General features: G+C 66.0%; 8 protein-coding genes. 3 read left to right on the top strand and 5 right to left on the bottom strand.

Annotation, left to right across the window (positions count from 1 at the left end):
• Positions 1–11: 11 nt before the first annotated feature.
• Both QFZ30_RS12855 and QFZ30_RS12850 read right to left on the bottom strand, forming a co-directional pair.
• Complete coding sequence (locus tag QFZ30_RS12855; protein ID WP_307076768.1) at positions 12–662, bottom strand: SIMPL domain-containing protein; 651 nt, start codon at positions 660–662, stop codon at positions 12–14.
• Positions 659–1,105, bottom strand: coding sequence for a hypothetical protein (locus tag QFZ30_RS12850; protein WP_307080240.1), 447 nt, complete (start codon positions 1,103–1,105; stop codon positions 659–661). The genes QFZ30_RS12855 and QFZ30_RS12850 overlap by 4 nt, the downstream gene beginning before the upstream one ends.
• A gap of 293 nt (positions 1,106–1,398) precedes the next feature.
• Here QFZ30_RS12850 and pheS point away from each other — a divergent pair, with 293 nt between their 5' ends.
• The 3 genes from pheS to QFZ30_RS12835 are packed head-to-tail and all read left to right on the top strand — an operon-like array spanning position 1,399 to position 5,675.
• Positions 1,399–2,460 carry a phenylalanine--tRNA ligase subunit alpha gene (gene pheS / locus QFZ30_RS12845; protein ID WP_307076766.1) on the top strand — a complete coding sequence of 354 codons (1,062 nt, stop codon included), beginning with the start codon at positions 1,399–1,401 and terminating at the stop codon, positions 2,458–2,460.
• A gap of 2 nt (positions 2,461–2,462) precedes the next feature.
• Positions 2,463–5,006, top strand: coding sequence for a phenylalanine--tRNA ligase subunit beta (pheT, locus tag QFZ30_RS12840; RefSeq protein WP_307076763.1), 2,544 nt, complete (start codon positions 2,463–2,465; stop codon positions 5,004–5,006).
• A gap of 9 nt (positions 5,007–5,015) precedes the next feature.
• Positions 5,016–5,675 carry a 4'-phosphopantetheinyl transferase family protein gene (locus tag QFZ30_RS12835; RefSeq protein WP_307076761.1) on the top strand — a complete coding sequence of 220 codons (660 nt, stop codon included), beginning with the start codon at positions 5,016–5,018 and terminating at the stop codon, positions 5,673–5,675.
• A gap of 30 nt (positions 5,676–5,705) precedes the next feature.
• On the opposite strand, the gene QFZ30_RS12830 is transcribed toward QFZ30_RS12835, so the two are convergent.
• The 3 genes from QFZ30_RS12830 to QFZ30_RS12820 all read right to left on the bottom strand — a co-directional run bounded on the left by QFZ30_RS12830 (position 5,706) and on the right by QFZ30_RS12820 (position 12,203).
• The gene (locus tag QFZ30_RS12830; RefSeq protein ID WP_307076759.1) at positions 5,706–7,091 is read right to left on the bottom strand and encodes a M1 family metallopeptidase; all 1,386 of its coding nucleotides are present in this window, start codon (positions 7,089–7,091) and stop codon (positions 5,706–5,708) included.
• Positions 7,092–7,151: 60 nt separating this feature from the next.
• Positions 7,152–11,042 (bottom strand): Pls/PosA family non-ribosomal peptide synthetase, encoded by a 3,891-nt coding sequence (locus QFZ30_RS12825; RefSeq protein ID WP_307080238.1) that lies wholly within the window; start codon positions 11,040–11,042, stop codon positions 7,152–7,154.
• Between the two features lie 195 nt (positions 11,043–11,237).
• A complete protein-coding gene (locus QFZ30_RS12820; protein ID WP_307076756.1) occupies positions 11,238–12,203 on the bottom strand; it encodes a quinone oxidoreductase family protein in 966 nt (321 codons plus the stop codon).
• Between the last annotated feature and the right edge of the window lie 130 nt (positions 12,204–12,333).

Raw genomic sequence — 12,333 nt, 5'->3', positions numbered from 1 at the left:
AAGGAGCAGGGTCAGTCCAGCAATTCCCAGACCACCGTGACGGCGGCCCCCACGCTCGTTTCGCCAGCTTCCACGCTGAGCGACTCGGTGGCAACAGCGCGCTGAATCCTGGCGAGCGGTATCGGTGCCTGGCCGCCTGCCTCCTCGGTAATGGAGACCACCGCGCCAAGCCGGGCCGAGGCGAGCGACGCATACTGTTCCGCAGACCGGAGCGCATCCTGCCAGGCTGCTTCGCGGGCGCGGGCTTTTACCGCCGCCTCATCGGAAAAGCCGAGTTCAAGCCCGTTGAGCCTGACGTCGTTCCCACCTGCGTCGACGACGTCCGAGATGGCGGCCGACGCTCCGGCTACCTTCCGTAGCCGCACGGTGAGCACACTGGAGGCGACATAGCCCGCCACTTTCTGGCCTTCGCCCTCCTGCCAGACGAGGTCTGCCCGTACGTTCAGCCCGGACGTCCGGATGTCCGCATTGGACACGCCATGCTGCCGGAGCGCGGTGGAGACAGCGGCGGACGCCTTCCCGGCCTCCGCATAGGCTGCCCCAACGTTGTCCCGGCGGCATTCCACGCCAACGGAAATCGTCAGCAGGTCCGGGGCTGCCTCGGCTGTCCCTGTCCCGCTCACGCTGATGTTTCTGGTGATGCTTCCACTGGTCACGCTCATGCCTCGATTCCGCCGGCTCCGCCTGGAGCCGGCTGTCGTTTACTGGTCTCTCGGTATCCGCCCGCTTCAAGGCCTGCCTGGCGTTCGAAAAAATTCCCCGACGCCGGGTTTCCCGTACGAACCTGCGACCAGCCCGCGGCCAGGAAATAGAACAGGAGGAAGGGCAGGCCCAGGCACCACGCATATTGGCTGCAGTGCTTCTCCTCGTGGCCCAGCAATGCCAGGTTGGACGTCAGGTGATCGGCTTCCGTGCGGCAGATCACCACGTTGCCCATGGTGAATGCGCCGGCAAAGGGCAGCCGCCACCGGTAGCCCGCTGCGATGATCAACCCGCGCGGGCCGCGGCTGACGGCAGTTCCTGCCGCCCGGGCAATTGCCAGGCCAAGCCCGGTGGTGCCGTTGGCCAGGTTGGCGAGTTGCCGCGCCCGCTGTCCCGCCGTCAACCGCACAGCCGTCAACTGCACAGCCGTCAACGGCTGTGCCGCCCGCACACGCTGCCGTGGTGTCATGAGGACATGGTAACCGGAGGGTTCAATTAGACTTGGGGATAGTGGCCGCCGATCTTGTTCCGGTTGGCCCTGACCTGGTCATTAAGTGAACTGATCTGAATGCACTGATGTTTGAGTGAATTCATAAGATGACCTGCCAGTGACGGACGCGCTGCCGGGAAACCGTGCACGGCTGCCCTGGTCATTGACGAAAATCATCAGCCCCGACTCGTAGCTAAGAACAGTAGATGACTGAAACTTTGCCGGGCGCCGCCATCCCGAACCCTCTGGATGAAGCCGCCATCACTGCCGCTGTAGACCAGGCCATCGCCGCCATTGCCGGCGCTGCCTCCCTTGACGAACTCAAGGCGGTGAGACTGGCCCACACCGGTGAGAAGTCGCCGCTGAGCCTGGCCAACCGGGAAATCGGCGGCCTGCCCAAAGACCAGAAGGCCGTTGCCGGCAAACTCATGGGTTCCTCCCGTGGACGGGTAAACAAGGCGCTCGCCGATCGGACTGCCGAGCTGGAAGCCGAAAATGACGCCCGGATCCTGGTGGAAGAAACCGTGGATGTCACGGCCGCTCCGCGGCGCCGTCGGGCCGGTGCGCGCCACCCCCTGTCAACGCTCCAGGACCGCGTCGCGGACATCTTCGTGGGCATGGGCTGGGAAATCGCCGAGGGCCCGGAAGTCGAATCCGAATGGTTCAACTTCGACGCACTGAACTTCAAGCCTGACCACCCGGCCCGCGAGATGCAGGACACGTTCTTTGTGGAGCCGCCTGAAGCCCACCTGCTGATGCGCACGCACACGTCACCGGTGCAGGTCCGCTCCATGCTGGAACGCCAAGTGCCTATATACGTGTTGTGCCCGGGCAAGGTGTTCCGGACCGATGAGCTGGACGCCACCCACACGCCCGTGTTCCACCAGTTCGAGGGTCTGGCCATCGATAGGAACCTGAGCATGGCTGACCTCCGCGGAACCCTGGAGCACTTCGCCCGGCAGATGTTCGGCGATGAAGCCCAGATCCGGCTGCGCCCCAACTACTTCCCGTTCACCGAGCCGTCCGCTGAGCTGGACATCTGGCACCCGGGCGCAAAGGGCGGCCCGCGCTGGATCGAATGGGGCGGCTGCGGAATGGTCAACCCCAACGTGCTCTGCGCGGCGGGTATTGATCCGGACATCTATTCAGGTTTTGCCTTCGGCATGGGCATCGAGCGCACCCTTATGTTCCGCAACGAGGTGGGCGACATGCGCGACATGATCGAAGGCGACGTACGTTTCAGCGAGCACTTCGGGATGGAGATCTAACAGTGCGTATCCCACTTTCCTGGCTGCGGGAATCCGCGCAGGTACCGGCCGGAGCAACGGCCGAAGACGTCATGGCCGAACTGGTCAAGGTCGGCTTTGAAGAAGAAGGCGTCCACCGCCCCACTGACACCCTGCAGGGTCCGATCGTGGTGGGCCAGGTGCTGAGCCTGGTCAAGGAACCGCAGTCCAACGGCAAGACCATTAACTGGTGCCAGGTCCGCGTCGTACCGGAGGGCCAGGAGCAGACCCTCACCGGCGACGGCATCGATCCGTCGGGCGTGCAGGGGATCATCTGCGGCGCCCACAACTTCGTCGAGGGCGACAAAGTAGTTGTCACCCTTCCCGGAGCTGTGCTGCCGGGTGACTTCCGCATCTCCGCGAGGAAGACGTATGGCCACCTGTCTGCGGGCATGATCGCCTCCGTGCGTGAACTCGGCATCGGCGAGGACCACGACGGGATCCTGGTGCTGTCCCGCCTCGGGTTGGACCCGGAAATCGGCACCGACGCCATGGAGCTCCTGGGCCTCTACGACCAGGCAGCAGAGATCAACGTGACCCCAGACCGTGGCTACGCGTTCTCGATCCGTGGTGTGGCCCGTGAATACGCCCACGCCACGGGCACCTCCTTCACGGACCCGGCCTCCAAAGTGCAGGCTCCGGCTGGACTTTCCGGCGGCTACGGCGTCAAGCTCAACGACGACGCGCCCGTCTACGGCAAGCCCGGTTGCGACCGCTTCGTGGCCCGCACCGTCCACGGCGTCGACGCCACGCGGCCCACACCGGCATGGATGTCTTCCCGCCTGCGCCTCGCCGGCATCCGTTCGATCTCCCTGCCGGTAGACATTTCCAACTACGTGATGCTTGAGCTCGGCCAGCCCCTGCATTTCTACGACCAGGACAAGCTGTCCGGCGACATCGTAGTCCGGCGTGCCGTGGCAGGGGAGAAGCTCACTACCCTCGACGGCAAGGAGCGCTCGCTCGACACGGAAGACCTGCTGATCACGGACGAATCCGGTCCCATCGGCGTCGCCGGCGTTATGGGCGGAGCCTCCACGGAGGTCTCGGACACCACGTCCACAGTCCTGATCGAGGCCGCCCACTTCGAAGAAGTTTCAATTGCCCGCTCACGCCGGCGCCACAAGCTGCCGTCGGAGGCCTCCAAGCGTTTCGAACGCGGCGTCGACTGGCAGGTGGCACACATTGCCGCCCAGCGCGCGGTCGACCTCCTGGTTGAACTCGCCGGAGCCGCCGCGGACGAGGCGGGGACCGACGTCGGCACCGCGCCGGACGCTGTGACCATCGCCTTGCCGGCTGGCTTTGCCGCCAAACGGATCGGCATCGACTTCACGGAAGAACAGATTGTCACCTCACTTGAGGACCTCGGTGCCGTGGTGGGGAAGAACGACGGCGGCTGGACGGTAACAGCCCCCAGCTGGCGGAATGACCTGGAAACCAAAGAGGACCTGTCCGAGGAAATCGCCCGGCTGGTGGGCTACGACAACATCCCCGCCACCCTCCCGGTGGCGCCCCCGGGACGGGGACTGACCCGCGTGCAGCAGCAGCGCCGCCGGCTCATCCAGGCGCTGGCGGACGCAGGACTGACCGAAGTCCTGGCGTACCCCTTCGTCTCCAAGGCGTCCAACGATACGTTCGGCGTGCCGGAGGCCGGGACTGAACGGACAGCCGTCAAACTGGCCAACCCGATCAGCGAGGAACACGCCTTCCTGCGGACCTCCATCCTCCCCGGGCTGATTGAGGTGGCCAAGCGCAACCACTCCCGCGGCTTCCGCGACCTGGCGCTCTTTGAGTCCGGCCTCGTGTTCCTCCCGGGCGACACAGTGGGAACGGCGTCCATTCCGCCGCTCGGCGTCAAGCCCTCCGATGAGGTGCTGGATGCGCTGTACGACGGCGTCCCGGACCAGCCGCTGCATGTGGCCGCCGTCCTGACCGGCCACGATTCGCCGGCTGCCGCCGCCCACGCCCCGCGGGCCTGGGACTGGGCAGACGCACTGGACATCGCCCGGCTTGCCGGCGATGTCCTGGGTGTGGAGGTCATTGTCAGCCAAGGGGCGCACCAGGCGTTCCACCCCGGCCGCGCCGCCCGGCTTTCGCTGCGCACCGGTGAAGTGGTGGGCTATGCGGGCGAGCTGCACCCGAAGCTCCTGGCCGCGCACGACATGCCGGCCCGCTCGGTGGCCCTGGAGATCAACGCGGACGCACTGTTTGAAGCAGCCGCGGACGTCATTGTTGCCCGCCACATCTCCACTTTCCCGGTGGCCACCCAGGACGTTGCCCTGGTGGTTCCGCGGGACGTTCCGGCGGACGATGTCCTCTCGGCGCTCCGCGAAGGCGCCGGGGAGCTCCTGGAGGACGTGGCGCTCTTTGATGTCTATGCTGGCAAGGGCATCGAGGAGGGCAAGAAGTCACTGGCCTTCGGGCTTCGGTTCCGCGCCAATGACCGCACCCTGACGGCGGATGAGGCTTCAGCCGCCCGGGAAAGCGCCGTGGCCCTGGCCGCAAAGCGCTTCGGTGCCGTCCAGCGCTAGCCAATGCGCATGGAGTCCGGCCTCGTCCTTCAAGCGGAGGATACCCGTGGTCACCAGGAGGGTATCAAGGATTTCCCGGATGCCCTCCTGCTTGACCCGGCGGAAGCGTCCCGTGCTGCGGCCATGGAACCGCTTGCGCGGACGCGTTTCATCTTGGGCAGGGCAGCCCTGCGCCGGTTTGCCGCGGAACTGATGGACCTGCCGCCGGGTGAGCTTGAGGCCTCCTACTCCTGCCCGAGGTGCGGCTCAGGCCTGGCACTCTCCCACGGCAGGCCCGGGTATACCTTTAGGGGCGAGCGATTGCCGCTCCTGCTGAGCATGGCACGGACGCGGCACTGGGTGCTGCTTGCCGGCCTGCCCTCGCCGGGCACGGGGATGCGGCTGGGAGTTGATGCCGAGGATCCTGCGCGGCTGGACTTTGACGGGTTCGACGGCGTGGCCTTGGGCGGGGATGAACTGCTCACCGTTGCATCCCTGACGGGACCAGCACTGCTCCGTGAACGCGCCCGCCTCTGGGTCCGGAAAGAGGCATGGCTCAAGGTGACGGGCGACGGCCTGAGGACGGATCCCCGGACGGTCCAGGTCCGCAACAGGCCCGAAATCGCCGATCTGGCCTCCTCCGACACTGGCCTGCCCGCACGCTTTGCCGCGGCGGTTGCACTGGGATAACCCCTGCCGGCCCGGCTCTTCGTCCGGCCGTCAGGTGAGGGTAGGCCGCCCGCTGACGGGCAGCGGGGGAAGTGCTTCCTCGAACAGCCAGGGGTGGAGCAGTGCCTCTGAATCGATGCCCGCAACCCGGTCCGCCATAAGAATGAAGGCAGCGGTGGACACGGAACCGTGGCGGCGGGTCCTTGTCCATTCCTGCAGCAGGGCGAAGAAGGCGAGGTCCCCGCAGAGGACGCGGAGGGCATGCAGGGCCAAGGCTCCACGCTTATAGACCCGGTCATCGAACATCAGCGCCGGGCCAGGGTCGCCGATCAGGAGATCCTGCCCTGCGCGGGAGAGCCCGCGCCAGGCCGACGCTGCCCGGTCGTGCACCGGCATGACGCCGGCGGCTTCGGACCAGATCCATTCGGCATAGCAGGCGAAGCCCTCGTGCAGCCAGATATCGCTCCATGTACCCACCGTCAGGGAGTTCCCAAACCACTGATGCGACAGTTCATGGGCGATCAGCCGCTGCGACTCCCAGCCCTGTTCCACGTGGTTGCGCCCGAGGATCGACAATGTTTGTGCCTCAAGCGGGATTTCCAGGTCATCGTCTGTCACGACCACCGTGTACTGGGAAAATGGATAAGGTCCGAAGCAGTTGATAAATGTGCTCATCATTTCCGGCTGCCGGCGCAGCCCCTGCCGTGCGGCCGCCGCCAGCGCTGCCGGTGCGGCCACCGTCTGGAGCACACCGGCGGGACCGGTTCCGTCATCGAGGACCAGGGCGTCATAGCGGCCGATTTGAACCGTCGCCAAGTACGTAGCCATCGGTTCTTCCTGCTCGTAGATCCAGGTTTCCCGGCTGGACCTGCTGCTGTGCCCTACCAATACACCGTTACAGACTGCCCGGTAGTTCACGTCCGTGGTGACGGAGATCCTGTAGCTGGCTTTGTTCCGTGGGTGGTCGTTGCAGGGGAACCACGACGGCGCCCCGTTGGGCTGTCCTGCTACAAGTACGCCGTCGGTCAGCTCCTCCCAGCCCACCTCGCCCCAGAGGCCACGCCGGGGTGATGGATTGCCCTCATAGCGGATGTCCAGGATGAAATCATGGCCTGGGACGAGGCCGGTGTCGAGGTGGACCACAAGTTGTTCCGCGCGCTGGGTGAAGCGCCGGACACGCCGGCCGTTGAGGTAGACCTTGACTGCCCGAAGCCCCGCCAGGTCAAGAACTATTGCGGAGGCTGGCCGGGCCGCCACGGCGTGCAGGACCGCGTGACCGAAAAGCCTGTTACTGGACAGCCGGTAATCCAGGTCCAGCTCGTAGCGCGACACGCTGTAGGCGTCCGTACCGTGGTCCGCCACGTACGGATCGGACGTGAGCCCAGGCTCAGCCGTTCCCACGCCGGTTCCGGAGCTGGCTGATTCTGGGGAACTCATTTGGCGGGCCTCAATCACAGACGGTCACGGACATGCGGTTTCTACCAGGGGCGGGCGCCCCTACTTCAGGCGGGGCGCGGGAACATCAGGGCCGGCCCACGGGCTCACCGGATTGCCCATCCAGTACGTTCCTTCGGGCACTGTTTCCCCGCGCATCACCAGCGAAGCCGGCCCGACGGTTCCGCCGCGGCCGATCCGGGCTTGCGGAAGAATGACGCCGTGCGGCCCCATGGTGGCCCCGTCTTCGAGCGTAACAGGGCCGATACTCATGATGCGGTCATGGAACAGGTGCGTTTGAACAACACACCCACGGTTGACCGTTGAATTCGCGCCAAGGGCCACGAGATCAGCTTCCGGCAGCCAGTAGCTCTCACACCATGTTCCGGGGCCGATTTTGGCCCCCAGCCCGCGGAGCCACCACACCAGTGCTGGAGTTCCGGTGGCAGAGCGTGCAAACCAGGGCGCGCTGACCATCTCGATGAACGTATCCACTACCTCGTTCCGCCAGATGAAGGAGCTCCAGAGCGGGTGTTCCCCGGCCTTGATCCTGCCCACCAGCAGCCATTTGGCTATCACGGCGCTGACGGCGGCCACGGCCCCTGCCACCAGGATGACGATTCCGCCCAGAACAGCGGCTACGCCGTAATTGAACGTAGCGGCCAGTGAGTCGAAGGTCAGCAGCACGCCTGCGGCAAGGCCCACCGTCAGCACAACAGGCACAAACCGGCAGGCCTCCCAGAGCGCCCGGGCGATTTTCAGCCGGGTCGGCGGCTGGAACGTCAGGGAGTCGTCCGAGGCGATGGCCGTGCGCCGCAGCCGGACTGGCGGACTGCCAAGCCAGGAGGTGCCGGACTTGGCTTTCGACGGCGTGGCGGACAGAACTGCGACGAGGGAGTTCTTGGGGACGTTCCGGCCCGCTCCTGTCATGCCCGAGTTCCCGAGGAATGAACGCTTGCCGATCTTGGCGGGTGCTATTCTCATCCATCCGCCGCCGAGTTCGTAAGAAGCCACCATGGTGTCGTCGGCCAGGAACGCACCCTCCCCGACCGTGGTCATCTTCGGCAGCAGTAACACAGTGGAGGCCTCAACGTTCTTGCCGATCTTTGCTCCGAGCAGGCGCAGCCAGACTGGTGTAAAGAGGCTGGCGTAGATGGGAAAGAGCAAGTCCCGGGCCAGGTCCAGGACCCGCTCTGTGGCCCAGACTTGCCAGCCGATCCGGCTTCTTACCCGGTAGTGCCCCTCCTTCAGGCCCAGTCCCAACAGACGGGTGGTTCCCAGTACCAGGAGCAGGTTTGCCGCGAACCAGGCCAGAGCGGCCAATGGAAGGGAGGCCAGCAATTGCGGCCATGCCGCGGAAAGGGAACTGCTGCCTTGGATAAACAGGAACACGACGGCAGAACCTGCAGCGGCGGACACATAGGGGATCATGGCCAGCACAGCGGACGCTGAAGCGAATGCGGCAAACCAGAGCCTGCCCATCAGCGTGCTGGTGATGGGCGCCGCCGGCCAGTCATGCTTGGCCTTGCCGCGGCGCTGTGCCGGGGAGCCTGCCACGACCTGGCCGGATTTCACCTTGCCGAGAACCGCCGAACCCGGTTCCACACGGCCGCCTGCCCCAATGCTTGCCCCGGGCATCAGGGTGCTTCGTGCACCCACAGTGGCTTCCGCGCCGACATGGATGGCTCCGATATGGACGTTGTCGCCGTCGATCCACCAGCCGGAGAGGTCAACTTCGGGCTCGACGTTGGCACCGCTGCCGAGGGAGAGGAGGCCTGTCACGGGCGGCATCGAATGCAGGTGCACGTTGGCGCCGATCCTGGCCCCGAGTGCCCGGGCGTACTGGGGAACCCAGGGAGCGCTGGCGAGGCTCACCGCCCCGGAGAGGTCCTGGACCTGCTCGGCCAGCCACAGCCGCAGGTGCATCTTTCCTGACCTCGGATACGTTCCCGGGCGCACGTTGCGCAGCAGGATCCGGGCAGCGGCGATGGATAGACCCATCCGGCCGGCCGGGCTGACGAACACCAGCCACGACGCACCCACCCACCACCAGGACACAGTAGGGGCGGCCGTGAAGCCGGCGAAGCCGGCCAGGAGGTTGTTTGCCACCATCAGGTAGGTCAGCCAGCGCATGCCCACCAGAACGTGCAGTGGGACGCCCATGAGGGTCTGGAAGACCTGGGATTTGAGGGCCGTCGGCCGGACGCTCCGTTCCTTCGCCGGACCGGCTGGGACGCCGTCGGGCAGTGACAGCCGTGCCGTATCGATCAGCGCCCCGACCCGCGGAGTGGCATAGATGTCCGCGACGGTGATGGTGGGGTAGCGGACCCGGAGGGCGGAGACGAGCTGGGCGGCGGCAAGCGACCCGCCCCCGTGGGCAAAGAAGTCCGCGTCGAGGCTGACCGCGGCGCTTCCCAGCACGGCGCCCCATTGCTCGACGATCCAGCGGGCATCGTCGGGAAGGTTCAGCGGGGCATTGTCGGCGTCCGCCTTGCCGGAGCCGGCGAGCGGCCACGGGAGGGCGTGCCGATCCACCTTGCCGCTCGTTTTCGTCGGCAGGGAATTGACGACTGTCAGCAGGGGGATGAGGGCAGCCGGGAGACTCGCGGCGAGCAGTCCACGGGCCTCGGCGAGATCAGGCTCCGCCGCGCCGGCAGGGGCGAGATACCCCACCAGGATCTGGTTTCCTGCCGCCGTCGTCTGGACCGCGGCAGCCGCACCGGCAACACCGGGCAGTGCCTGCAGCGCTGCGTCAATTTCCCCGAGCTCGATCCGGCGGCCGCCCAGCTTGACCTGTTCGTCGGCGCGGCCCATAAAGACCAGCCCGTCGGATTCGTAACGGACCAGGTCGCCGGAGCGGTAGGCGCGGCCCCAGCCCAGTGAAGGCATCGGGGCATACTTTTCCGCATCCTTGGCCGGGTCAAGGTAACGGGCAAGCCCCACCCCGCCGATGATGAGTTCTCCGACGCCGCCTTCGGCAACCGGGACGCCGTTCGTATCGACGACGGCCAGGTCCCAGCCGTCGAGCGGAAGGCCGATCCGGACCGGCCCGGGTCCGCCCAGCGGCGCGGCGCAGGCTACAACAGTGGCTTCCGTGGGGCCATAGGTGTTCCACACCTCGCGGCCATCCACCGCGAGTCGCTCAGCAAGCTCCGGGGGGCAGGTCTCGCCCCCGAAGATCAGCAGCCGGACGTTCTCCAGCGCTTCCGCAGGCCAAAGTGCTGCGAGCGTGGGAACTGTGGATACGACCGTAATTCCATGACTGATGAGCCAGGGCCCAAGATCCATGCCGGTGCGCACCAGGGCACGAGGGGCCGGGACAAGACAGGCACCGTGCCGCCAGGCCAGCCACATCTCCTCGCAGGAGGCATCAAACGCCACAGAGAGACCCGCGAGGACCCTGTCCTGCGGGCCGATGGGCTCGGCCGCGAGGAATATGCGTGCTTCTGCGTCGACAAAGGCAGCCGAAGACCGGTGCCTGACTGCCACTCCCTTGGGTGTGCCCGTGGAGCCCGACGTGAAAATCACCCAGGCGTCATCCTCAGGTGTAGCGGTCCGCGGGGCAGGGAACGGCGCGGGCCGTTCCCTGGTCAGGGTGATTTCCGTCGCGGTCACGACGGCAGCCACCCCGGCTTCTCCGAAGACCAGTCGGGCCCGTTCCTCGGGGTCGTCAGCGTCAACCGGGACGTACGCCGCGCCGATAAGCAGGATTGCCAGGATGGAGACGTACAGCTGGTTCGTGCCGGAGGGGATGCGCACGCCGATTCTGTCGCCGGCGCCGAGCCCCGCAAGATGCAGTTCACGGCCGACGGCCCGGACGGCCGCCATCAGCTGTGCGTAGCTCAAGGACTGACGTCCGTCGTCCAGGGCCGACGCATCCGGATACCGATCGGCAGATGCGTGGAGGATATCCATCAATGTCCTCGCCGGCGGCGAGGCGGCGGCTCCAGGCATCTGGGGCTGATAGGCGGTGTCGGCTTCGGGGCCGAAGCCGCTGAGTTGTTGCTCGGTCACTCAGGCAGTCTCTCTGGAGAAGATGAACAGAAAGTGTCGCGGTTTGCCAGAGCTCCATCAGACGTTTGACCGGCGTTTACCTCAACTGGAGAACCAACAGGAGCACTGGACCAGCAGGACCAGGTGTCAACAGGACTAGGGGAGCAGCAGGACCTTGCCCGTGGTGCGTCGGCTTTCAAGGTCTTCGTGGGCCTGGCGTGCCTCGGCGAGGGGGTAGGTTGCCCCGATCCGGACTTTGAGGTTTCCATCGGCAACGGCATTGAAGATCTCAGTGGAACGCCAGCGACGTTCCTGTTCATTCAGCAGGAAGTGACCCATCGACGGACGCGTGAGGGTCAGGGATCCGCCGGCGTTGAGCCGCTGGGGGTCAAACGACGGCGCCGGGCCGGATGCCGCGCCGAACAGGACGAGGGCGCCTCTGGTGCGCAGGCACGAAAGGGACCCATCGAAGGTGTCCCGGCCGACGCCGTCGTACACCACATGCACGCCTTTTCCGTCCGTCAACTCACGGACGTGGTGCGGGAAGCCGCCATAGCGCAGCACATGGTCAGCGCCTGCTTCACGGGCAAGGAGCTCTTTGGCATCAGATGAGACCGTGGTGATGACGCGGGCGCCTTTTTCTTTCAGGAGCTGAATCAGCAGCAAGCCCACCCCGCCGGCTCCGGCGTGCGTCAGAACGGTGTGCCCCGGCTCCACCCGGAACGAGGAATTAATGAGGTAGTGGGCCGTTATGCCCTGCAGCGGCAGCGCCGCCGCGGTGAGGTCATCGACGCCGGTGGGTACCGGGAGTGCCTTGCTGGTATCCAGAAGCGCATAGCCGGCATAGCAGCGGGCTCCTTCCGCGGTGGCTACCCGGTCGCCAGCGGAAAAGTCCTCGACGCCGTCGCCGGTTTCTTCTACGGTCCCAGCCATTTCCGAACCTGGCGTGAACGGATACGCAACCTTGTAAGCGCCGCTCCGGTGGTATGTGTCAATGAAGTTCACCCCGGCGGCGGCCACCTTGACCAGCAGCTGGCCAGGGCCGGGAACGGGGCGCTCAACCTCGGCGTAGTGCAGTACTTCGGGGCCGCCAGGCTGCTGGGCGACGATTGCATGCGTCATGGAACCTCTCCTTCTCCGGGCTGGGATTTCCTGGCCCGGATCATGGATCCATCCTAGGGATACCGTCGCCGACGACGAAGTGACGGCCGGAAACCGGCCGTCACTTCGGGGTCAAACGTGGACCGGGAGT

Origin of the sequence: Arthrobacter pascens (genome assembly GCF_030815585.1) — a bacterium.
Taxonomy (GTDB): domain Bacteria; phylum Actinomycetota; class Actinomycetes; order Actinomycetales; family Micrococcaceae; genus Arthrobacter; species Arthrobacter pascens_A.
Note: the sequence above shows the minus strand (reverse complement) of the source record. Positions and strands in the feature narration are given on the sequence as shown.